Annotated in this window: 21 protein-coding genes and 1 tRNA gene; 12 read left to right on the top strand and 10 right to left on the bottom strand. The window is 67.1% G+C overall.

Annotation, left to right across the window (positions count from 1 at the left end; genetic code table 11):
* The first annotated feature begins 23 nt into the window (after positions 1-23).
* The 6 genes from AC5LXX_RS16065 (at position 24) to AC5LXX_RS16040 (ending at position 4,215) form a co-directional block, all read left to right on the top strand.
* Positions 24-99 (top strand) — tRNA-Phe (locus AC5LXX_RS16065).
* Between the two features lie 350 nt (positions 100-449).
* Positions 450-1,184 carry a 7-cyano-7-deazaguanine synthase QueC gene (gene queC / locus AC5LXX_RS16060; protein WP_014895698.1) on the top strand — a complete coding sequence of 245 codons (735 nt, stop codon included), beginning with the start codon at positions 450-452 and terminating at the stop codon, positions 1,182-1,184.
* Between the two features lie 75 nt (positions 1,185-1,259).
* Positions 1,260-1,892 carry a 7-carboxy-7-deazaguanine synthase gene (queE, locus tag AC5LXX_RS16055; RefSeq protein WP_493410077.1) on the top strand — a complete coding sequence of 211 codons (633 nt, stop codon included), beginning with the start codon at positions 1,260-1,262 and terminating at the stop codon, positions 1,890-1,892.
* A gap of 18 nt (positions 1,893-1,910) precedes the next feature.
* A complete protein-coding gene (gene queD / locus AC5LXX_RS16050; protein ID WP_006482561.1) occupies positions 1,911-2,363 on the top strand; it encodes a 6-carboxytetrahydropterin synthase QueD in 453 nt (150 codons plus the stop codon).
* 317 nt (positions 2,364-2,680) lie between these two features.
* Positions 2,681-3,466, top strand: a complete 786-nt coding sequence (locus tag AC5LXX_RS16045; RefSeq protein WP_493410076.1) for an HpcH/HpaI aldolase family protein — start codon at positions 2,681-2,683, stop codon at positions 3,464-3,466.
* Positions 3,463-4,215 carry a tetratricopeptide repeat protein gene (locus tag AC5LXX_RS16040; protein WP_322082927.1) on the top strand — a complete coding sequence of 251 codons (753 nt, stop codon included), beginning with the start codon at positions 3,463-3,465 and terminating at the stop codon, positions 4,213-4,215. Before AC5LXX_RS16045 ends, AC5LXX_RS16040 begins: the two co-directional genes overlap by 4 nt.
* Before the next feature lie 72 nt (positions 4,216-4,287).
* On the opposite strand, the gene rodA is transcribed toward AC5LXX_RS16040, so the two are convergent.
* The 5 genes from rodA to AC5LXX_RS16015 form a co-directional block, all read right to left on the bottom strand.
* The gene (rodA, locus tag AC5LXX_RS16035) at positions 4,288-5,436 is read right to left on the bottom strand and encodes a rod shape-determining protein RodA (RefSeq protein WP_124455772.1); all 1,149 of its coding nucleotides are present in this window, start codon (positions 5,434-5,436) and stop codon (positions 4,288-4,290) included.
* 11 nt (positions 5,437-5,447) lie between these two features.
* Entirely contained in the window at positions 5,448-7,718 is a 2,271-nt protein-coding gene (gene mrdA, locus AC5LXX_RS16030; RefSeq protein ID WP_493410075.1) for a penicillin-binding protein 2, read from the bottom strand.
* A 103-nt stretch (positions 7,719-7,821) separates the two neighbouring features.
* Positions 7,822-8,334 carry a rod shape-determining protein MreD gene (gene mreD / locus AC5LXX_RS16025; protein WP_009687274.1) on the bottom strand — a complete coding sequence of 171 codons (513 nt, stop codon included), beginning with the start codon at positions 8,332-8,334 and terminating at the stop codon, positions 7,822-7,824.
* Complete coding sequence (mreC, locus tag AC5LXX_RS16020) at positions 8,331-9,377, bottom strand: rod shape-determining protein MreC (protein WP_493410074.1); 1,047 nt, start codon at positions 9,375-9,377, stop codon at positions 8,331-8,333. Before mreC ends, mreD begins: the two co-directional genes overlap by 4 nt.
* Before the next feature lie 127 nt (positions 9,378-9,504).
* Entirely contained in the window at positions 9,505-10,548 is a 1,044-nt protein-coding gene (locus AC5LXX_RS16015; RefSeq protein ID WP_004189550.1) for a rod shape-determining protein, read from the bottom strand.
* A gap of 367 nt (positions 10,549-10,915) precedes the next feature.
* On the opposite strand from AC5LXX_RS16015, the gene gatC reads away from it, so the two are divergent.
* The 5 genes from gatC (at position 10,916) to AC5LXX_RS15990 (ending at position 16,023) form a co-directional block, all read left to right on the top strand.
* Complete coding sequence (gatC, locus tag AC5LXX_RS16010; RefSeq protein ID WP_006477478.1) at positions 10,916-11,215, top strand: Asp-tRNA(Asn)/Glu-tRNA(Gln) amidotransferase subunit GatC; 300 nt, start codon at positions 10,916-10,918, stop codon at positions 11,213-11,215.
* Positions 11,216-11,284: 69 nt separating this feature from the next.
* A complete protein-coding gene (gene gatA, locus AC5LXX_RS16005; RefSeq protein ID WP_493410073.1) occupies positions 11,285-12,775 on the top strand; it encodes an Asp-tRNA(Asn)/Glu-tRNA(Gln) amidotransferase subunit GatA in 1,491 nt (496 codons plus the stop codon).
* Between the two features lie 2 nt (positions 12,776-12,777).
* The gene (gene gatB / locus AC5LXX_RS16000) at positions 12,778-14,250 is read left to right on the top strand and encodes an Asp-tRNA(Asn)/Glu-tRNA(Gln) amidotransferase subunit GatB (protein ID WP_493410072.1); all 1,473 of its coding nucleotides are present in this window, start codon (positions 12,778-12,780) and stop codon (positions 14,248-14,250) included.
* 118 nt (positions 14,251-14,368) lie between these two features.
* Positions 14,369-15,208, top strand: coding sequence for a polyphosphate kinase 2 family protein (locus tag AC5LXX_RS15995; protein WP_493410071.1), 840 nt, complete (start codon positions 14,369-14,371; stop codon positions 15,206-15,208).
* A gap of 41 nt (positions 15,209-15,249) precedes the next feature.
* Positions 15,250-16,023: an exodeoxyribonuclease III gene (locus AC5LXX_RS15990; protein WP_322082932.1), complete on the top strand. Its 774-nt coding sequence runs from the start codon at positions 15,250-15,252 to the stop codon at positions 16,021-16,023.
* A gap of 86 nt (positions 16,024-16,109) precedes the next feature.
* On the opposite strand, the gene AC5LXX_RS15985 is transcribed toward AC5LXX_RS15990, so the two are convergent.
* The gene (locus tag AC5LXX_RS15985; RefSeq protein ID WP_493401866.1) at positions 16,110-17,162 is read right to left on the bottom strand and encodes an NAD(P)-dependent alcohol dehydrogenase; all 1,053 of its coding nucleotides are present in this window, start codon (positions 17,160-17,162) and stop codon (positions 16,110-16,112) included.
* Between the two features lie 225 nt (positions 17,163-17,387).
* Between AC5LXX_RS15985 and AC5LXX_RS15980 the strand changes: the two genes are divergently transcribed.
* Positions 17,388-18,332, top strand: coding sequence for an AraC family transcriptional regulator (locus AC5LXX_RS15980; RefSeq protein ID WP_493410070.1), 945 nt, complete (start codon positions 17,388-17,390; stop codon positions 18,330-18,332).
* Between the two features lie 23 nt (positions 18,333-18,355).
* Here AC5LXX_RS15980 and AC5LXX_RS15975 read toward each other — a convergent pair whose 3' ends face one another.
* The 4 genes from AC5LXX_RS15975 to metX form a co-directional block, all read right to left on the bottom strand.
* Positions 18,356-19,417 (bottom strand): M48 family metallopeptidase, encoded by a 1,062-nt coding sequence (locus AC5LXX_RS15975; RefSeq protein ID WP_493410069.1) that lies wholly within the window; start codon positions 19,415-19,417, stop codon positions 18,356-18,358.
* On the bottom strand, positions 19,407-20,828 hold the full coding sequence (locus tag AC5LXX_RS15970) for an AmpG family muropeptide MFS transporter (protein WP_322082936.1): 1,422 nt from the start codon (positions 20,826-20,828) through the stop codon (positions 19,407-19,409). The genes AC5LXX_RS15975 and AC5LXX_RS15970 overlap by 11 nt, the downstream gene beginning before the upstream one ends.
* Positions 20,829-20,944: 116 nt before the next feature.
* Positions 20,945-21,553 (bottom strand): methionine biosynthesis protein MetW, encoded by a 609-nt coding sequence (metW, locus tag AC5LXX_RS15965; RefSeq protein WP_006755281.1) that lies wholly within the window; start codon positions 21,551-21,553, stop codon positions 20,945-20,947.
* Entirely contained in the window at positions 21,550-22,695 is a 1,146-nt protein-coding gene (gene metX, locus AC5LXX_RS15960; RefSeq protein ID WP_493410068.1) for a homoserine O-succinyltransferase MetX, read from the bottom strand. Before metX ends, metW begins: the two co-directional genes overlap by 4 nt.
* Positions 22,696-22,896: the final 201 nt, after the last annotated feature.

Below are 22,896 nucleotides of genomic sequence, written 5' to 3'. Positions count from 1 at the left end.
TCGATATACTTTCATTCTTCGTTGGCCCGGTAGCTCAGTTGGTAGAGCAGCGGATTGAAAATCCGCGTGTCGATGGTTCGATTCCGTCCCAGGCCACCAGCATTTAAAACCCCAAGAATCGGAAGGTTCTTGGGGTTTTTCGTTTGTGGTGGGTATTGCGTGTCGTGGGCGGTGTGGCCGGCAGCATTCGCAGGGGCGTGATAAAATCCGTGCCCGCTCAATGACTTAGCGCATCGCTTCACGCGCACGGCAGGCTGCGAGTCTCGCGCCGCCGTGTCATGCGGCAACGATGCCGCGCGATGGGCGGTATAAGCGCACCGCCGCGTTCGCGGCCGACCGCGCTGCCTATACTGGTCGAGCCGGCGCAGGCCGGCCGCGTCGGGCCGCCCGGCGGCAGCCGGCCCTGGGGTGCAGCGCGACGCGAGCCTACACATTCACGGAGTATCACGGTGATTCGGACAGACGCTAAAGACGGCGCGCTCGTGTTGTTTTCCGGCGGGCAGGACTCGGCCACGTGCGTGGCATGGGCCCTCGAACGCTATCAGACGGTCGAGACGCTCGGCTTCGATTACGGCCAGCGCCATCGCGTCGAACTCGAATGTCGCGAGGGCGTGCGCGAAGCGCTGAAGCGCGATTTTCCCGCCTGGTCGGACCGGCTCGGCGACGATCACATGATCGACCTGTCGGTGCTCGGCGCGATCAGCGATACCGCGATGACGCGCACGATCGAGATCGAAACGGCCGCGAACGGCCTGCCGAACACGTTCGTGCCCGGTCGCAACCTGATGTTCATGACGATCGCCGCGGCGATCGCCTATCGTCGCGGGTTGCGCGTGCTGGTCGGCGGGATGTGCGAGACCGACTTCTCGGGCTACCCCGACTGCCGCGACGACACGATGAAGGCGCTGCAGGTCGCGCTGAACCTCGGGATGGACACGCGCATCGTGCTCGAGACGCCGCTGATGTGGCTCGACAAGGCGCAGACGTGGCAACTCGCCGAGCAGCTCGGCGGCGAGGCGCTCGTCGAGCTGATCCGCGTCGAGACGCACACGTGCTACGTGGGCGAGCGCGCGGAACTGCACGACTGGGGCTTCGGCTGCGGCGAATGCCCGGCCTGCAAGCTGCGCAAGCGCGGCTACGAGGCCTACCTGAAGGGCGAGCGGGTGACCGAAGCGCCGCTGTGATGCGGGTGCATCGGCAGCACGGATTGAATAACGGATTCTGATCGACAACGAGCGGCGCGAGCCGGACGAAGCACGATGACTTACGCGGTCAAGGAAATTTTCTACACGTTGCAGGGCGAAGGCGCGAATGCGGGCCGGCCGGCCGTGTTCTGCCGGTTCGCCGGCTGCAACCTGTGGTCGGGCCGCGAAGAGGATCGTGCGGACGCCGTATGCCGCTTCTGCGATACCGACTTCGTCGGCACCGACGGCGAGAACGGCGGCAAGTTCAAGGACGCCGACGCGCTCGTCGCGACGATCGCCTGCCTGTGGCCGGAGGGCGAGGCGCACCGCTTCGTCGTCTGCACGGGCGGCGAGCCGATGCTGCAGCTCGACCAGCCGCTCGTCGACGCGCTGCACGCGGCCGGCTTCGAGATCGCGATCGAGACGAACGGCTCGCTGCCGGTGCTCGAATCGATCGACTGGATCTGCGTGAGCCCGAAGGCCGATGCACCGCTCGTCGTCACGAAGGGCAACGAGCTGAAAGTCGTGATCCCGCAGGACAACCAGCGGCTGGCAGACTATGCGAAGCTCGACTTCGAGTACTTCCTGGTCCAGCCGATGGACGGCCCGTCGCGCGACCTCAATACGAAGCTCGCGATCGACTGGTGCAAGCGTCATCCGCAGTGGCGGCTGTCGATGCAGACCCATAAATATCTGAACATTCCCTGAGCCACGGCTTTTGACATCGTGCTGATTACCCGAAAACTCGAATTCGACGCGGGCCACCGCATCCCCGATCACCGCAGCCAGTGCAGGAACCTGCACGGCCATCGCTACGTGCTCGAAATCACGCTGCGCGGCGATCTCGTCGATACCGAGGGGGCACCCGACCGCGGCATGGTGATGGATTTCGCCGACGTGAAGGCGCTCGCGATGGAGCACCTCGTCAGCAAGTGGGACCACGCGTTCCTCGTCTATGCGCGCGACGAAGTCGTGCGCTCGTTCCTCGAACAGATGGCCGACCACAAGACCGTCGTGATCGACCGGATCCCGACCGTCGAGAACCTCGCGGCAATCGCGTTCGACCTGCTCGCGAACGTGTACGACGCGCACTACGGCGTGAACCTGCGCCTCGAGCGCGTGCGCCTGTACGAAACGCCGAACTGCTGGGCCGACGTCGAGCGCCAGCCCGGCCGCTGATCCTGCCTTCCCGGCAGCCCGCGCCGGCCGGCGCAGGCTGTCCGTCACCGTGCCGTGCGGCTTCGACCCGCACCGGCGCAGCTTCCCGCCTGTTCCCACATTTCGCGTAACGCCGCGCTATGATCGTTGAGTGGCAACGGACAATGCGTCCGTGCGCCGTCGCGCCGCACGTGCTGTCAGATCGGCTGCCCGTCGCCGACTAACGTTCCAGAGTGCGATCCGGTGCAGCCGCCTTGCTGCGCTGCACGACGTGTCGCGCTCCGCTTCGCCAGTTGCTTGTCCCGTTCGATTGCCGTTCCGTCCAGGAGGCCGTATCGATGAGCACGCTCACCAATTCCCTCAAGCAGCGCCTGCGTGACGGCGACGATCCGCTGTACGGCCTGTGGCTGTCGCTCGGCAGCGAATCGGCCGCGGAAGCGCTCGCGCACGCCGGCTACGACTGGCTCTGCATCGACATGGAGCACGCGCCGAACGACAGCCGTGACGTGGCCTCGCAGCTGCGCGCGATCGCGGCCGCCCACCTGCCGAGCGAGCCCGTCGTGCGCGTGCCGGCGCGCGAGCCGTGGCTCGTGAAGCGTGCACTCGACGCCGGCGCGCGCACGTTGATGTTTCCCGGTATCGAGACGCCCGACGAAGCCGCGCATGCGGTGCGGCTTACGCGCTATCCGTCGCCCGATTCGCCGGACGGGCTGCGCGGCGTTGCGGGCATGGTGCGCGCGGCGGCGTTCGGCATGCGCCGCGATTACGTGCAGACCGCGAACGCGCAGGTCGCGGTGATCGTGCAGATCGAATCGGCACGCGGTGTCGACGAGGTCGAACGGATCGCGGCGACGCCGGGCGTCGACTGCCTGTTCGTCGGCCCGGCCGATCTCGCGGCGAGCCTCGGCCATCTCGGCGACATCCGCCACCCGGACGTCGAAACCGCGATGGCGCGCGTGCTCGCGGCCGGCCGGCAGGCCGGCGTCGCGGTCGGCATCTTCGCGGGCGATACGGCGGCCGCGCGCCAGTACCGCGAGGCCGGCTACCGGATGATCACGGTATCGGCCGACGTGAGCTGGCTGTTGCGCGCGACGCGGCAGGCGTTGCAGGAGGTGCGGTCATGAACGGCGGAGACGGCGCGTGCCGCAGGCGCGCGCGGATCGGTGTGATGTTCGGCCTGTGGGCCCTGTGTATCGCGGCGGCCGCGCAGGGCGCGCCGCAAGCGAAGCCTGATCCGTCGCGCGAGACGCAGTCGGCGGTCGCCGACTACAACGCCGGCGATTTTCGCGCGGCGCTGGTGCAGTTCCACGACGCGGCCGAGCGCGGCGATCGTCTCGCGCAATTCAACTACGCGATGATGCTGCTGACGGGCGAAGGCGTGACCGCGAACGTCGACGAAGGATTGCGCTGGCTGAAGCGCGCGGCAGACGCGAACATGTCGCATGCGCAGTACGTGTACGGCCGGATGTTCGACGACGGCGAGTTCGTCGCGCGCAATCCGGCCGAAGCGCACCGCTGGTTCCTGCGCGCGGCGAAGCAGGGGCACGTGCAGGCCGCGCTGTCGCTCGCGAACCAGTTCCTCGACGGGCGCGGCACGCCGCGCGACAACCGGCAGGCGTTCGCGTGGTACAAGCAGGCCGCCGACGCGGGCGAGCCGACCGCGCAGTACGTGACCGCGTCGTTCTACGAGCGCGGCGGCGACGGCGTCGCGCAGAACCTGAACATCGCGCGGGCGTATTACGCGGCGGCGGCCGCGCAGGGCGACGAGACGGCCGGGCTGAAATTCAAGGAGCTGAGCGCGCGGCTGAAGTCGCAGGGACCGGCATCGGGCAGCGGAGCGGAGCCGGGCGGCCCGCATGCGCCGCCGCTGTGAGCGTACGCGGCGTTCGGCCCGCCCCATGGAAAACGGCGCCCTGGGGCGCCGTTTTCCTTGACCGCGGTGCGGTCAGCTCTTCATCAGCCGCCGCTGCCGCCCGACGCTCATGATCATCCCGATCGCGATGCCGAGGGTCGCGAGCGCGGTGCCGCCGTAGCTCATGAACGGCAACGGCACGCCGACGACCGGCAGCACGCCGCTCACCATCCCGATGTTGACGAACGCATAGACGAAGAACGCGAGCGTGAGCGAGCCCGCGAGCAGGCGGCCGAACAGCGTCGCGCCCTGCGCGGCGATGTAGAGCCCGCGCGCGATCAGCGCCATGTACAGCGTCAGCAGCACGAGCCCGCCGACGAGCCCCCATTCCTCCGAGAACACCGCGAAGATGAAGTCGGTGTGCTTTTCCGGAATGAACTCGAGGTGCGCCTGCGTGCCTTTCAGGTAGCCCTTGCCGAGCACGCCGCCCGAGCCGATCGCGATCACGGCCTGGATCGTGTGGAAGCCCTTGCCGAGCGGGTCGGAGGTCGGGTCGAGCAGCGTGCACACGCGGTGCTTCTGGTAGTCGTGCATCAGCGGCCACTGCACTTCGGGCTGGCAGATGCGCTCCTCGAACACGGCGATCGAGCCGACCGCGATCACGCCCGCGACGAGCACCGGCACGATCAGCTTGAACGACAGGCCGGCGAGGTAGATCACGAAGAAGCCGGCCGCGAACACGAGCAGGCCCGTGCCGAGGTCGGGCTGCTTCGCGATCAGCCCGACCGGCACCATCAGGATCCCGAACGCGGCGAGGAAGTCGTACCAGCGCAGCCCGCCCTCGCGGCGCTGGTAGTACCACGCGAGCATCAGCGGTGTCGCGATCTTGAGGATTTCGGACGGCTGGATCACGACGCCGACGTTCAGCCAGCGCTTCGCGCCTTTCTTGGTCATCCCGAACAGCGCGACGGCGATCAGCAGCGCGACCCCGAACGTGTAGAGCGGGACCGCGAAGCGCATCAGCGTGGTCGGCGGGATGTTGGCGATCACCCACATCAGCACGAACGTCAGCAGGATGTTGCGCAACTGGTCCTCGACGCGGCCCGGCATGTCGATCGCCGCGCTGTACAGCGTGACGATGCCGACGCACAGCAGCAGGAACACGATGAGGGCGAGCGGGCGGTCGAAGCCCGCGAACATCTGCTTGATCTTGTCGAGCCAGGCGCGCTTGTCGAATTGCATGCCTTTCTCCGTTAATGAGCGGTGCCGGCGTCCGCGGCTTTCGCGGGGGCCGTCGCACGGTGGTTGTCGTCCCGCGGCGTGGCGACGAGCGGCTGCGCATCGCTGGCGGGCCGGCGCGGCCGGTGCGGGCGCCGAATCGGCGGCAGGCTCGCGGCCCGCGGCGCCGCGGCGCTCGCGTCGGCCGGCTGGGCCGCGCTGGCGGCTGCTGCGTCCGACGCAGCCGATGCCGCATCCGCCGCGCTGGCCGCGGTCGGCACGACCGGCTGCGGCAGCGCCGTGAAGCCGGCCGCGACGGCGGCGGGCTTGTTCGCGTCGCCGATCACCGGCGCGCTGATGGGTTCGGTCGCCGACGCGGCGGCTGCCACAGCCGCGGCCTCGTTCTTCGGGTTCTGGCGCTCGACCAGGTAGTAGTCGAGCACGCGGCGCGCGATCGGGCCCGCGGCCTGCGCGCCCCAGCCGCCGTTCTCGACGACCAGCGCGACGGCGATCTGCGGATGGTCGACCGGTGCATAAGCAATGAACAGCGCGTGGTCACGCAGGTGCTCGGCGAGCAGGTGGCCCTTGTAGTTCGAGCCCTGCAGCGAGAACACCTGCGCGGTACCGGTCTTGCCGGCGGCGAGGTACGGCGCGCCGCGGAACACCTTGTATGCGGTGCCGGACGGGTTCTCGATCACGTTCTCCATCCCGCGTTTCACGACGTCGATGTCGGCCTGCTTGAGCGGGATCACTTCGCTTTCCTTCGGCACGGTCAGGTGACGCCCGCGCGTGATCGGATCCTCGACCTCCTTCACGAGGTGAGGCTTCATCACGACGCCGTTGTTGGCGAGCGTCGCGGTCGCGTGCGCGAGCTGCAGGATCGTGAACGAGTTGTAGCCCTGGCCGATCCCGAGGCTGATCGTCTCGCCGTCGAACCACTTCTGCTGCGCGGCCTTCTTGAACGCCTTCTTCTTCCAGTCGGTCGACGGCAGGATCCCGCGCGCCTCGCCCTGGATGTCGATCCCGGTGATCTGGCCGAAGCCGAACGGCTTCATGAAGTTCGCGATCGAGTTCACGCCGAGGTCGCGCGCGAGCATGTAGAAGTAGGTGTCGTTCGACACCATGATCGCCTTGTTCATGTCGACCCAGCCCTGGCCGGAGCGCACGTCGTTGCGGAACGTGTGGCCGCCGAACGTGAAGTAGCCGGGATCCTGGAAGCCCCAGCCGGGCGTGCGCTTGCCGAGCGTCAGGCCCGCGAGCGCCATGAATGGCTTGTACGTCGAGCCGGGCGGGTAGGTGCCGTGCAGCGGGCGGTTCAGGAGCGGCTTGTCGGGCGAGTTGTTCAGCTCGTCCCAGGTCTGCTGGTCGATGCCGTCGACGAACGAGTTCGGGTCGAAGCTCGGCGACGACACGAACGCGAGCACGTCGCCCGTCTTCGGCTCGATCGCGACGAGCGCGCCGCGCTTGCCGGCGAACGCCTGCTCGGCGACCTGCTGCAGCCCGATGTCGAGCGACAGCACGAGGTTGTTGCCGGGCGTCGCCTGCGTGCGCGACAGCGTGCGCACTGGCCGGCCGCCGGCCGTCACCTCGACTTCCTCGAAGCCCGTCAGCCCGTGCAGCTCGGCTTCGTAGCTCTGCTCGACGCCGATCTTGCCGATGTAGTCGGTGCCCTTGTAGTTGTTCGCATCGCGGCGCGGATCGTAGTTTTCCTGATCGCTGTCGTTCTCGTCGCTCATCGCGTCGATACGATCCTGGTCGCGCTTCGAGATCCGGCCGATGTAGCCGATCACGTGCGCGGCCGTCATGCCGAGCGGGTATTGCCGGAACAGCCGCGCGCGCACGTCGACGCCGGGGAAGCGGAAGCGCTGCGCGGTGAAGCGCGCGACTTCCGCGTCGGTGAGCCGCGTGCGGATCGGCAGGCTCTCGAAGTTCTTCGAGTCTTCCTGCAGCTTCTTGAAGCGGCGGCGGTCGCGGGCGTCGATCGGGATGATCTCGGACAGCTTGTCGATCGTGTTGTCGAGCGTGTCGTTGAGCTTCGACGGCGTGATCTCGAGCGTGTAGGCCGAATAGTTCTTCGCGAGGATCACGCCGTTGCGGTCGGTGATGATCCCGCGGTTCGGCACGATCGGCGCGACCGAGATGCGGTTTTCCTCGGCCTGCAGTGCGTATTTGCCGTGCTGCATCAATTGCAGGTAGAAGAAGCGGCTCGCGAGCAGCCCGAAGCAGACGAACACGAACACGCCCGCCGCCGCGACGCGCAGGCGGAACTTCGAGAGCTGCTGTTGGGTGTCGTTGAATTCGGTCATGCGGTTAGGGGCAATCCGACCCGCGCGCAGGCGGGCGAGGTGCCGCCCCGGAACGCGGCGTGCAACGGGCGTGGGGGCGGCGGGTATTCAAGGTCGGTCCGGCTCAGATGGGGCGCGTATCGTCCGGATCGACCGGACGGCGCTGCGGCATCAGCAGCAGGTGGCTCGCGATCGGCCACAGCGCGGCTTCGACGAAGCCGTCGACGAGGTAGCGCCAGCCGGGGAACGCGGCGCCCATCACGAGACGGATCACGAACGGCACGAGTTGCGCGACGACGAGCAGCGGTGTGACATACAGCACCTGCACGCCGATCGGCATCCACAGTACGCGGCGGTGGATCGTAATCGCGCCGTACGACAGCAGCGTATAGGCGAGCGCGTGCTCGCCGAGCAGCCCCGCGTCATGCACGTCCATCAGGATGCCGAGCGCGAACGCGACGCCCATCCCCACCTTGCGCGGCTGGTGGATGTTCCAGAACAGTAGCACGAGCGCGACGAAGTCGGGCACGCCGGGCAGGCGGCCCCACGGCATCAGGTTCAGCAGGAACGCGGCGGCGAGGCTGAAGACGATGAAGTACGGATTGACCGGCTGCAGGATGTATTGCGGGCGGTTCATCGCTGGGCTCCTGGTTGCCCGGCGGCAGGCTTGGCCGGGGCGGCGGGTGCCGCCGGCGCAGGCTTCGCGGCGGGCTGGGCCGCGGCGGCCGGCTTCGCGTTCGCGTCGGCCTTGTCAGCCTTCTCGCCCTTCGCGGCGGCTTTCGCGCCTTTCTTGCCCTTCGCGTTCTTGTCGGCAGCCGGATCGGGCTCGACCGGGCGCGGCGGGATGTCGTTCTGGTAATGCAGCACGAGCATCTGGCGCGCGCCGCGCACGGCGGCGACCGGCGCGCAGGTCACGCGTGCGAAGGCGGTATCGGCGAGCTTGTCGACGCGCGCGACCTTCGCGACCGGCAGGCCGGGCGGATAGACGCCGTCGAGGCCGCTCGTGACGAGCTCGTCGCCGGCGACGAGATCCGCGCTGGTCGGCACGAAGCGCAGGTCGAGCGAATCGCCCTTCGGCGTGCCGTAGATCACGCTGCGCAAGCCGGTGCGCAGCACCTGCACGGGAATCGCGAGATCGCGGTCGGTGATCAGCGTGACTTCGGCCTGCAGCGGGAACACGCGCGTGACCTGGCCGACCACGCCGTCTTCGCTGACGACGGGCGAGCCGTTCTGGATGCCCTGCTGCGAACCTTGCCCGATCACGATCTTCTGCGTGAACGGATCGCTCGTGTCGTACTGGATCTCGACCGGCGTCGATTGCGTCGCGATGTGCTGGCGCAGCTCGAGCACCGCGCGCAGGTGCGCGTTTTCCTGCGTGAGCACGGCGGCCTGGTTGGCCTGCGTGGACAGCTGCAGGTTACGTTTGCGGAGATCGTCGTTCTCGTGGCGCAGCGATGCGCCGGTGACGGCGATGTCGGCCGCGCCCATGAACAGGTCGCGCGGCACGAGCGCCGCGCGCTGCAGCGGATAGAGCACGGTGCCGAGCACGCCGCGCACGATTTCGAGCGTGCTGAAGCGCGCGTCCGACACGAGGAGCGCGATGGCGAGGGCAACGAAGAAGATGAGCCGCGCGAGCGCGGGCGGACCTTGCTTGAAGAGGGGCGGCGGACTGTATTCCATGGTCGGCGCCGGGCGCGTGTGATCGGTTAAATGATGCTCAGACGCGCAAACGGCGCGGCGGTTCGTTCTGAACGAGCGATCCGGCCACGCCGCGGGTGCGTCATGTCAAACGGGACTGCTTAGGCGATCACTCGTACGAGAAGATGCTGCCCAGCTTGTCCATGCGCTCGAGCGCCATGCCCGAACCGCGCACGACGCAGGTGAGCGGATCTTCGGCGACGAGCACCGGCAGGCCGGTTTCTTCCGCGAGCAGGCGGTCGAGGTCGCGCAGCAGCGCACCGCCGCCCGTTAGCATCATCCCGCGCTCGGCGATGTCGGCGCCGAGTTCCGGCGGCGTCTGTTCGAGTGCGATCTTCACCGACGACACGATCTGGTTCAGCGGATCGGTCAGCGCTTCGAGGATTTCGTTGCTGGAGATCGTGAAGCTGCGCGGGATGCCTTCCGACAGGTTGCGGCCCTTCACTTCCATTTCCTTGACTTCGGAGCCCGGGAACGCGGAGCCGATTTCCTTCTTGATCGCCTCGGCGGTCTGTTCGCCGATCAGCATCCCGTAGTTGCGGCGGATGTAGTTGACGATCGCCTCGTCGAACTTGTCGCCGCCGACGCGGACCGAACCCTTGTACACGATGCCGCCGAGCGAGATCACGCCGACTTCGGTCGTGCCGCCGCCGATGTCGACGACCATCGAGCCGGTGGCTTCCGACACCGGCAGGCCCGCGCCGATCGCGGCCGCCATCGGCTCCTCGATCAGGTAGACCTGCGATGCGCCGGCGCCGTGCGCGGCTTCCTTGATCGCGCGGCGCTCGACCTGGGTCGAGCCGCACGGCACGCAGATGATGATGCGCGGCGACGGCGAGAACATGCGCGATTCGTGAGCGGTCTTGATGAACTGCTTGATCATCTGCTCGGTGACGGTGAAGTCGGCGATCACGCCGTCCTTCATCGGGCGGATCGCCTCGATGTTGCCCGGCACCTTGCCGAGCATCTGCTTGGCTTCCTTGCCGACCGCCTGGATCGTCTTCTTGCCGTTGGGGCCGCCTTCCTGGCGGATCGACACGACGGACGGCTCATCGAGCACGATGCCCTTGCCACGCATGTAGATCAGGGTGTTTGCGGTGCCGAGGTCGATCGCGAGATCGTTGGAGAAGTAGCTGCGCAAAAAACCGAACATTCAGAATCCTGTTTCGCTCTGGGCCGGCCCTGCATAGCGAGCGCTGAGGGCGGCAGCGGAAAAAATAACAGCCTCGGGAAGCGTGGCGGAAGCGGCCGCCGCGGCGCACGAAGCTGCGAGTGATGTCTACCGGGGATCGCACGATGCACGCACGGCTTGCCGAAGCGGGGCGAAACGGTGCGGGAAAAGGCTGCCGGGTTTGGGTCGAACGCGTAATGATACCTTATAATTTCTCGGTATTTGAATCGAAACGGGCGGTATTTTTGCCGCTTCGGCCCCGATTTTTGAGGGTGGGATCGCACCCTCCAACCCCCCGCCGCAGTGCTGCTTTCGATGCGCTGCGCAGCCTTGTTTTTCCGGTGATCGCATGGCCCTGACCCTGACCGATGTGAAACGCATCGCGCACCTGGCGCGACTCGAAATGGCCGACGCCGACGCCGAGCACATGCTCGGCCAGCTCAATGAATTCTTCGGCCTCGTCGAGCAGATGCAGGCGGTCGATACCGCCGGCATCGCGCCGCTCGCCCACCCGATCGAACAGATCCAGGAAGTCGCGCAGCGCCTGCGCGACGACGCCGTGACGGAAGTCGTCAATCGCGACGACAACCAGCGTCCGGCGCCGGCCGTCCAGGACGGCCTCTATCTCGTGCCGAAGGTGATCGAGTAAGCATTCGATGACAAGCGCGCCGGCCGCCCTGTGCCGCGCGCCACCCAGAATTCCCAGGAAAACCACTCAATGCACGCAAAAAGCCTGACCGAACTGCGCGCCGCGCTCGCCGCCAAGGAATGCTCGGCCGTCGAGCTCGCGCAGCACTACCTGAAACGGATCGACGCCGCACGCGACCTGAACGCGTTCGTCCACGTCGATGCCGATCTGACCCTCGCGCAGGCGAAAGCCGCCGACGCGGAGCTCGCGCGCGGCGCGGGCGGCGCGCTCACCGGCCTGCCGATCGCGCACAAGGACGTCTTCGTCACGCGCGGCTGGCGCTCGACCGCCGGCTCGAAGATGCTCGCGAATTACGAGAGCCCGTTCGATGCGACCGTCGTCGCCCGCCTGCAGGCGGCCGGCATGGTCACGCTCGGCAAGACCAACATGGACGAGTTCGCGATGGGCTCGTCGAACGAGAATTCGGCGTTCGGCGCGGTGAAGAACCCGTGGGACACGAACGCCGTGCCGGGCGGCAGCTCGGGCGGCAGCTCGGCCGCCGTCGCCGCGCGCCTCGCGCCGGCCGCGACCGGCACCGACACCGGCGGCTCGATCCGCCAGCCCGCGTCGTTCGCGGGCGTGACGGGCATCAAGCCGACCTACGGCCGCGTGTCGCGCTACGGGATGATCGCGTTCGCGTCGTCGCTCGACCAGGGCGGCCCGATGGCGCAGAGCGCGTCCGACTGCGCGCTGCTGCTGAACGCGATGGCCGGCTTCGACGAGCGCGACTCGACGAGCCTCGAGCGCGACGATGAGGATTTCACGCGCCATCTCGGCCAGCCGTGGGCGGCCGGCAACGACGCGGGCAAGCCGCTCGCGGGCCTGCGCATCGGTTTGCCGAACGAGTATTTCGGCGAAGGCCTCGCCGACGACGTGCGCGCGACGATCGACGCGGCACTGAAGCAGTATGAAGCGCTCGGCGCGACGCTCGTGCCGGTGTCGCTGCCGAAGACGGAGCTGTCGATCCCCGTGTACTACGTGATCGCGCCGGCGGAAGCGTCGTCGAACCTGTCGCGTTTCGACGGCGTGCGCTTCGGCCATCGCGCCGCGCAGTACGGCGACCTGCTCGACATGTACAAGAAGTCGCGCGCCGAAGGCTTCGGGCCCGAAGTGAAGCGCCGCATCCTGGTCGGCACGTACGTGCTGTCGCACGGCTACTACGACGCGTACTACCTGCAGGCGCAGAAGATTCGCCGCATCATCGCGAACGATTTCCAGGAAGCGTTCAAGTCCTGCGACGTGATCATGGGCCCGGCGTCGCCGACAGTCGCATGGGATCTCGGCGCGAAGGGCGACGATCCGGTGCAGATGTATCTCGCGGATATCTACACGCTGTCGGTGAGCCTCGCGGGCCTGCCCGGCATGAGTGTGCCGTGCGGCTTCGGCGCGGGCGCGAACGCGAAGCGCCCGGTCGGCCTGCAGATCATCGGCAACTATTTCAACGAAGCCCGGATGCTGCAGGTCGCCGACGCGTTCCAGCGCGCGACCGACTGGCACAAGCAAGTTCCGGCGGGGGTATAAGCATGACTCAATGGGAAGTCGTCATCGGTCTCGAGACACACGCGCAACTGTCGACCGTCTCGAAGATTTTCTCGGGCGCGTCGACGCAGTTCGGCGCCGAGCCGAACACGCAGGCCTGCCCGGTCGACCTGGCGCTGCCGGGCGTGCTGCCGGTGCTGAACCGCGGCGCGGTCGAGCGGGCGATCCGCTTCGGCCTCGCGATCGGCTCGACCATCGCGCCGCGCAGCATCTTCGCGCGCAAGAATTACTTCTACCCCGATCTGCCGAAGGGCTATCAGATCAGCCAGTACGAGATTCCGGTCGTGCAGGGCGGCCAGATCACGATCCAGGTGCCTGCCAACGAGAAGGCCGGCAAGGCTGCGTACGAGAAGACGGTCAACCTGACCCGCGCGCACCTCGAGGAGGATGCGGGCAAGTCGCTGCATGAAGACTTCGCCGGGATGACGGGGATCGACCTGAACCGCGCGGGCACGCCGCTGCTCGAGATCGTCACCGAGCCGGAAATGCGCAGCGCGGCCGAGGCCGTCGCCTACGCGAAGGCGCTGCACGGCCTCGTCGTGTGGCTCGGCATCTGCGACGGCAACATGCAGGAAGGCTCGTTCCGCTGCGATGCGAACGTGTCGGTGCGCCCGGTCGGCCAGGAGAAGTTCGGCACGCGTGCGGAAATCAAGAACCTGAACTCGTTCCGGTTCCTCGAGGAAGCGATCAACTACGAAGTTCGTCGCCAGATCGAGCTGATCGAGGACGGCGGCGAAGTCGTGCAGGAAACGCGCCTGTACGATCCGGACAAGCGCGAGACGCGCTCGATGCGCAGCAAGGAAGACGCGCACGACTACCGCTACTTCCCCGACCCCGACCTGATGCCGCTCGTGATCGGCCAGGACTGGATCGAGCGTGTGCAGTCGGGCATGCCCGAACTGCCGGCCGCGATGCAGCAGCGCTTCGCCGACGAGTACGGCGTGTCCGCGTACGACGCGGGCGTGCTGACGTCGAGCAAGGCGATGGCCGCCTATTTCGAGTCGGTGGTCGCGAAGGCCGGCGCGGCAAACGCGAAGATCGTCGCGAACTGGCTGATGGGCGACGTGTCGTCGCAGCTGAACCGCGACGGCATCGAGATCGACGCGATCCCCGTGTCGGCTGCGCAACTCGCGCTTTTGCTGCAGCGCATCGCCGACGGCACGATCTCGAACAAGATCGCGAAGGAAATCTTCGCGGCGATCTGGGACGAGAAGGCGACCGACGAAGGCGCGGCCGACCGCATCATCGACGCGAAGGGCCTGAAGCAGATCTCCGACACCGGCGCGCTGGAAGCCATCATCGACGAAGTGCTCGCGGCGAACGCGAAGTCGGTCGAGGAATTCCGCGCGGGCAAGGAAAAGGCGTTCAACGCGCTGATCGGTCAGGCGATGAAGGCGACCAAGGGCAAGGCCAATCCGCAGCAGGTCAACGAACTGCTGAAGAAGAAGCTCGGCTGAGCATGACCGCGCGCCTGAACCGCGCTTGACGACGGGCCGCTCCGAACCAGTTCGGGGCGGCCCGTTGCGTTTGGCGGATGCGTTATCGTATGCACCACAGCGTCCAACGGAGGAACGAATGGCGAAACAACCGTCGCTCGACGATTTCCGCGTGCCTTACAGCACGCGCGAGAAGGAAGCCGCCGCATTCAAGCTCGATGCGTTCGACCCGGCCGCGAAGCCGTTTTCGTCCGGCTCGAAGGACGCCGACCGCGAACGGCTGTCGGTCGTGTCGACCGAGCTCGACGTCCAGCAGGAGCGCCTGCACACGCAGCAGAAGAAGCGCGTGCTGCTCGTGCTGCAGGGGATGGATACGAGCGGCAAGGACGGCACAGTGCGCGCGGTGTTCCGCGACGTCGATCCGCTCGGCCTGCGCATCGTGCCGTTCAAGGCGCCGACGCCGATCGAGGCCGCGCACGACTTCCTGTGGCGCGTGCATGCGCAGGTGCCGGCCGCGGGCGAGCTCGCGATCTTCAACCGCAGCCACTACGAAGACGTGCTCGTGCCGCGCGTGCTCGATCTGATCGACGGCAAGGAGTGCGAGCGCCGCTACCGGCAGATCCGCGATTTCGAGACGATGCTGTTCGAGAACGGCACGACGATCGTCAAGTGCTTCCTGCACATCTCGAAGGACGAGCAGCGCGAGCGGCTGCAGGCGCGCATCGACGATCCGGCCAAGCACTGGAAGTTCGACATCTCCGATCTCGACGCGCGCAAGCACTGGGACGCATACCAGTCCGCGTATCGCGACGCGCTTGCCGCGACGTCGGTCGAGCATGCGCCGTGGTACGTGATCCCGGCGAATTCGAAGACGCACCGCAACGTGATGATCGCCGAGCTGCTGCTGCGCACGATGACCGACATGAAGCTGGAATTCCCGCCGCCGAAGCCCGAGCTCGAAGGCGTGAAGATCCGTTAAGCTGCCACCCTGTAAAAATATCGAACTGAACGGAACCCGACATGATGCGAGTGATTACCGCCAACCTCAACGGCATCCGCTCCGCCGCGAAGAAGGGCTTCTTCGACTGGCTCGGCGAACAGAACGCCGATTGCGTGTGCGTGCAGGAAATCAAGGTATCGGCCGACGACCTGCCGGCCGAATTCGTCGAGCCGCACGGCTTCAAGAGCTACTTCCACCACGCCGAGAAGAAGGGCTACAGCGGCGCGGGCGTGTACAGCCGCCACGAGCCCGATGACGTGATCATCGGCTTCGGCAGCAGCGAATTCGATGCCGAAGGGCGCTACGTCGAGGCGCGCTACGGCAAGCTGTCGGTCGTGTCGGTGTACGTGCCGTCCGGCTCGAGCGGCGAAGAGCGCCAGCAGGCGAAGTACCGCTTCATGGACGAATTCATGCCGCACCTCGCCGCGCTGAAGAAGAAGCGCGAGGTGATCCTGTGCGGCGACGTGAACATCGTCCACAAGGAAATCGACATCAAGAACTGGAAGAGCAACCAGAAGAACTCGGGCTGCCTGCCGGAAGAGCGCGAGTGGCTCACGAAGCTGTTCGACGACGTCGGCTACGTCGACGTGTTCCGCACGCTCGATCCGCGCGCCGAGCAGTACACATGGTGGAGCAACCGCGGCCAGGCGTATGCGAAGAACGTCGGGTGGCGGATCGATTACCAGATCGCGACGCCGGGCGTGGCCGGTACCGCGAAAAGCACGTCGATCTTCAAGGACATCAAGTTCAGCGACCATGCGCCGCTGACGATCGACTACGACTACAAGAAGTGATTGCTGGCGCTGCGCCACGCGCGTAGCTGCCGAACGCAAAACGGGCCGCATGTCGAACATGCGGCCCGTTTCGTTTGAAGCGGCGCTTACTGCTTGATCGACGCCATGTCGATCACGAACCGGTACTTCACATCGCTCTTCAGCATCCGCTCGTAAGCGGCGTTGATCTGCTGCATCGGAATCGTTTCGATATCCGACGTGATGCCGTGCTCCGCGCAGAAATCGAGCATTTCCTGCGTTTCCGCGATCCCGCCGATCAGCGAGCCCGCGAGGCGGCGGCGCTTGAAGATCAGGTTGAACACCTGCGGCGACGGGTGATCGTGCTCCGGCGCGCCGACGAGCGTCATCGTGCCGTCGCGCTTCAGCAGGTGCAGGAACGGGTTCAGGTCGTGCTGCGCGGCGACCGTGTTCAGGATGAAGTCGAAGCTGTTCAGGTGCGCGTTCATCTGCGCTTCGTCCTTCGAGATCACCACTTCGTGCGCGCCGAGCCGCTTGCCGTCCTCGACTTTCGACGGCGACGTCGTGAACAGCACGACGTGCGCGCCCATCGCGCGCGCCAGCTTCACGCCCATGTGGCCGAGGCCGCCGAGACCGACGATGCCGACCTTCTTGCCGGGGCCGACGTTCCACTGCCGCAGCGGCGAGTAGGTCGTGATCCCCGCGCACAGGAGCGGCGCGGCACCGGCCGGGTCGAGCGTCTCGGGCACGCGCAGCACGAACGCCTCGTCGACGACGAGCTGCGTCGAATAGCCGCCGAACGTGATGTCGCCCGTCACGCGATCCTGGCCGTTGTAGGTGCCGACGAAGCCGTTCTCGCAATACTGCTCGAGGCCTTCCTCGCAGCTCGCGCAGGTGCGGCACGAATCGACGAGGCAGCCGACACCGACCAGCTCGCCGACCTTGAAGCGCGACACCTGCGGGCCGGTCGCGGTCACGCGGCCGACGATTTCATGGCCCGGCACGACCGGGTAGATCGTGTTGCGCCATTCGTTGCGCGCCTGGTGAAGATCCGAGTGGCAGACGCCGCAGTAGAGGACGTCGATCTGGACGTCGAGGTCGCGCAGCGCGCGACGCTGGAATTCGAACGGGGCGAGCGGCGATTGCGAATCGGTCGCCGCGTAGGCATAGGTCGTGCTCATGCAAAGGCTCCTTGTCCGGAAACATCCGGCGAAACAGACTGCCGCCGCACCATGTGGCGATGCGGCGAGACAGGTGCCTATCGTAAGGAGCGCACCACCGCGGCGAAATACATGAAGGTCTGGAAGATTTGCCTATTCCTCTCGAATTGCACGCGAACGCCGGTCAAAACACGTTCAAGGTGCTAAATTGCGAGCCAGATTCTCTTGCCGGACAGGACCACGCAGATGAGCTTCCAGCCCCTTTTTGCTGACTCGGGCGACCGCGTGCAGCGCCGCATGATCGAGCTGCACACGCGCCTCGCGCCGAACGAGGGCGACACGCTCGCGGCGCTCGACGGCGTGCGATTCTTCCGCGTGAGCCGTCCCGCGCCGCGCATGCCCGTGCTGTACGAGCCGAGCATCATCGTCGTGTGCCAGGGCCGCAAGCTCGGCTATCTCGGCGACCGCTCGTTCGTGTACGACGCGCAGCAATACCTGGTGCTGTCGGTGCCGCTGCCGTTCGAGTGCGAGACGTTCGCGAGCATCGACGAGCCGTTTCTCGCGATCTCGATCCGCGTCGATCTCGCGGTGATCGCCGAGCTCGCGATCCTGCTCGACGAGACGCTCGGCGCGGCCATCAGCGAGCCGCTCGGCGTCTATTCGACGCCGCTCGATGCGCCGCTGGCCGACGCGGTCGTGCGGCTGCTCGAAGTGCTCGCGTCGCCGCACGACACGCGCGTGCTGGGGCCGGCGATCATGCGCGAGATCGCGTATCGCGTGCTGACCGGCGAGCAGGGCGACGCGATGCGCGCGGCGCTCGTGCAGCAGCATCATTTCGGCCGCATCGCGAAGGCGTTGCGGCGCATCCATGCGGAGCTGAAGGCCGATCTCGACGTCGAGACGCTCGCCCGCGAAGCCGGGATGAGCCTCGCGGTATTTCACGCGCAGTTCAAGCACGTGACGGCGACGTCGCCGATGCAGTACGTGAAGGCCGCGCGGCTGCACCAGGCGCGGCTGATGATGGTGCGCGACGGGCTGGGTGCCGGCGCGGCGGCCGCGCGGGTCGGCTATGCGAGCGCGTCGCAGTTCAGCCGCGAGTTCAAGCGGTTGTTCGGCCGCAGCCCCGGAGACGATGTGCGCTGGATGCGTGACAGCGCGGTGCGCCCGGCGATGGCCGACGTGGACGCATAGCGTGCGAGGTCACACGGCGGCGCTCAGCGCCGCGCGACCTTGCGCCGCTGCGCGCTGATGCCCGCGTAGTCGGGCAGCGATTCGACGCGTTTGCCGGTCGCCTTCGCATACAGCGGCATCAGGTCGGACAGCCGGTTCAGCAGGTCCTGGCGCCGCGCGGTGCTGTACGGGTGCGTGTAGATGAAGCCCGTTGCCTTGTTCGCGCGCGTCGCGACGGCGAGCTTGTCCCACAGCGTGATCGCGGCGCGCGGATCGAAGCCCGCGCGTGCGGCGATATCGCCGCCGATCACGTCGGCTTCGGTCTCGTCGGTCGGTTCGTAGTGAAGCGACTGCAGGCGCTCGCCGAGATTCAGCGCCTGCGGCAGCGGATCGCCGACGCCGAACAGCGGCGGCAGCGCGGCCGCACGCAGCGACGTCTGCGACGTTGCGCTGAAGTTGCTGCGCGCGTGTTCGCGCAGCGCGTGCGCGATGCCGTGCGCGAGCAGGACGCCGAGCTCGTCGTCGTTCAGGCGCACACGGTCGAGCATGCCGCCGTACACGAGCACCTTGCCGCCCGGCAGGCAGGTCAGGCGGATGTCGCGCGAGCGGATCGCGTTGACGTCCCACGTCCAGTTCTTCACGCGATCGTTCCACTTCACCGAATACGGCGCGAGCTTCGCGACGATCGCGCGCAGGCGCTTCACGCGCGGCTGGTTCGCGGGCAGCAACCGGTTGCTGTCGGCGGCGGCCTGCACGATCTGCGCGTATTCGTTCGCGGTGAGCTGCTCGAGCAGCGGCGACGGGATCAGCGTGCGGAACGCGATCGCGTTGCCGTATCGGACCTGCTGCTGTTGCTGCTGCGTCTGCGCATACGCCTTCGCCGGCGCGGCGGCGCCGGTCGGCTGCGCGGCTTCGGCGGCCGGCGGCGCGGCGGGGGCGGCGGAAGTCGCGGGCGCGGGCGGCGTGGCGGGTGCGGCAGCCGGCGCGGAGCCCGTTGCGGTCGCGGCGGTGTCGGACGCGTGAGCGAACGTCGCGGCGAGTGCCGCGGCGCCGATGCTCAGCGAGGCCGCCGCGTGCGCGACGCGGTGCAGACGGTCACTGCGCACGGCTGGCCTCGCCGTTACGGGCGGCACCGTTCCACGGCGCGATCTTGAACAGCAGCAGCATGCCGGGAATCGCGAGCGCGGTACACACGATGAAATAGTCGTACCAGCCGATCTTCGCGACGACGAAGCCGCTCGCGGCCGACGCCAGCGTGCGCGGCACCGACGCGAGGCTCGTGAACAGCGCGAACTGCGTGGCCGTATAGCGCGGGTCGGTCGTGCTTGCGATATACGCGACGAACGCGGCCATCGTCAGGCCGGTCGTGAAGGTTTCGAAGCCGTAGACGATCGCGAGCGCGACGGTCATCGGGCTCAGCTTCGGCGTGATCTCGACACCGAACACCGACATGAACGACGCGAGCGCGTGGCTGGCTGCGACCGTGAAATCGTAGAGCGCTGCGAGCACCGGCGAACCGGGGCCGAGCTGCGCGAGCCACGCGAAGCCGAGCGTCGACACCATCTGCAGTGCGCCGAAGATCCACAGCCCGCGGCCGATGCCGATCTTCACGAGCCAGATGCCGCCGATGATGCCGCCGGCGACGCTCGCGACGAGCGCGGTGGTTTTCGCGACGATGCCGATCTCGGTGCGCGAGAAGCCGATGTCGAGGAAGAACGACGTCGACAGCGTGGTGGCCATCGTGTCGCCGATCTTGAACAGGAAGATGAACGCGATGACGAGCAGCGCGCCGGCCCAGCCGTCGCGCTGAATGAATTCGCGGAACGGCAGCACGATCGCGTCGCGCAGGTTGCGCGGCGGCGTGCCGACCACTTCGGGCTCGCGCACGACGAGCGTCATCAGGATGCCCGGCAGCATGAACGCGCCGGTGAGCGCGAACACGGCGTCCCACGGCAGGTGGTCGGACAGGATCAGTGCGAGCGAACCGGGGATCAGCGCGGCGAGCTTGTACGCATTCACGTGCACCGCGTTGCCGAGGCCCTGCTCGGTATCGCGCAGCAGCTCGCGGCGGTACGCGTCGATCACGATGTCGGCGCTCGCGCCGAAGAACGCGACGAGCGTCGTGAGCGCGGCCACCGTCCAGATCGAGTCGCGCGGCGACACGAAGCCGAGCGCGGCGATCGCGCCTGCGACCAGCACCTGCGTGAGCAGCAGCCAGCCGCGCCGGCGGCCCGGCCGCCAGCCGGGCAGGCGCGGGACGTAGCGGTCCATCAGCGGCGCCCACAGGAACTTCCACGTATACGGGAACTGGATCAGCGCGAACAGGCCGATTTCCTTCAGGTTCACGCCCTCGGAGCGCAGCCATGCCTGCACGAGGTAGACGAGCGTGAAGAGCGGCAGGCCCGACGTGAAGCCGAGGAACACGCAGATCAGCATGTGCGTGTTCAGATAGGCTCGCCAGCCGGGGTGCTCCTCGTGAGCAGTGAGTGCGGGCGCCTCGTGTGGCGTTTTCGACATGGGCTGGAACTGGGTAGCGTTGACTGATTGCGGCGGCAGCGCAGGCGGCGCGGGTAGCACAGGAGCGCGGCCGCACGTGCGTGCGGACCGTCGGCGTCCGTCAACGGCCCCCCGGCTCAGCTGCGCTTGACGCGATAGACAGCAAGACTACCACGCCAGTTCGCTCCCCATCGAATCGGCTGGCCTTCGTGCAGCACGACGCGGTCGAGGATCGTCACGCCGACTTCGGGCGCGAGCGCCTCGAAATCCTCGATCGTCAGCACCCGGACGTTCGGCGTGTTGTGCCACTGATAAGGCAGCGACTTCGACACCGGCATCCGGCCGTTGAGCACCGACAGCCGGTGCGGCCAGTAACCGAAATTCGGGAACGACACGATGCATTCGCGCCCGACCCGCGCGGTTTCGCGCAGGATCGCGGCCGTCTGGTGAATCGTCTGCAAAGTCTGCGACAGGATCGCGATGTCGAAGCTGTGGTCCTCGAACAGGCGCAGGCCGTCTTCCAGGTTCTGCTGGATCACGTTGATGCCGTTCTTCGCGCTCGCGAGCACGCCCGCGTCGTTCAGCTCGATTCCGTAGCCGGTCACATCCAGTTCTTCCATCAGCAGCGCGAGCAGCGAGCCGTCGCCGCAGCCGAGGTCGAGCACCGTCGAGCGCGGTTCGACCCAGCGCGCAATCGTGCGGAAGTCCGCGCGTGCGGACAGGGAATTCAGCGCTTGCTGGTTCATGCGCCCACCTCGTTGGCGATTCGTTCGTAATACGCGCGGAGCAGGTTGTGATAGCGCGCGTCGTCGAGCAGGAATGCGTCGTGACCGTGCGGTGCGTCGATTTCCGCGTAGCTGACCGTGCGCTTGTTGTCGAGCAGCGCCTTCACGATTTCGCGCGAGCGGGCGGGCGCGAAGCGCCAGTCGGTCGAGAAGCTTGCGATCAGGTACTTCGCCTGCGTGTGCGCGAGCGCGGCCGTCAGGTTGCCGTCGAACGCCTTTGCCGGGTCGAAGTAGTCGAGCGCGCGCGTGATCAGCAGGTACGTGTTCGCGTCGAAGTAGTCGGCGAACTTGTCGCCCTGGTAGCGCAGGTACGACTCGACCTCGAACTCGACGTCGAAGCTGAAGTTGTAGGCGTCGAGCGCGCCGTCGGCGCGGCGCAGCGCGCGGCCGAATTTCTCGGCCATGTCGTCGTCGGACAGGTAGGTGATGTGGCCGATCATCCGCGCGACACGCAGGCCGCGCTTCGGCTTCACGCCGTGCGCGTAGTAGTCGCCGCCGTGGAAGTCGGGATCGGACAGGATCGCCGAGCGCGCGACCTCGTTGAACGCGATGTTCTGCGCGGACAGCTTCGGCGTCGACGCGATGTCGATGCAGTGCGCGACGCGCTCCGGATACATCAGGCTCCACGCGAGCGCCTGCATCCCGCCGAGGCTGCCGCCCATCACCGCGGCGAAGCGCTCGATGCCGAACGCGTCGGCCACGCGCGCCTGCGCATGCACCCAATCCTCGACGGTCACCACCGGAAAGCTTGCGCCGTACGGCTTGCCGGTGGACGGGTCGATGCTCATCGGGCCGGTCGAGCCGAAACACGAGCCGAGGTTGTTCACGCCGATCACGAAGAAGCGGTTGGTGTCGAGCGGCTTGCCCGGGCCGACCATGTTGTCCCACCAGCCGGTGCTGCGCGGATCGTCCGCGTAGACGCCGGCGACGTGGTGCGACGCGTTGAGCGCGTGGCAGACGAGCACCGCGTTCGAGCGCGCGGCGTTGAGTTCGCCGTACGTCTCGACGACGAGCTGATAGTTGCCGATCACGCTGCCGCTTTGCAAGCGCAGCGGTTCGGCGAAGTGCATGGTCTGTGGAGCGACGATGCCGATCGATTCCATTCGTTCCGCCTTATGACTGGGCAGCTAAATGGTGTCGGCGAAGCGCGGAGTCGGAGATGCGCGGCTGACGACCTCTTTAGCCGCATTTGTAGTGAACCGCCGGGACACGGACAACTTCTACGCCCCGGCCGGTTCGCGCGCCCGCAATCGAGTCAGCAAATCGGCGCGCTTCCGACCTGCCACCCGAGGGGCGGCAAGTCG

It is taken from the genome of Burkholderia torrens (genome assembly GCF_984668525.1).
Note: the sequence above shows the minus strand (reverse complement) of the source record. Positions and strands in the feature narration are given on the sequence as shown.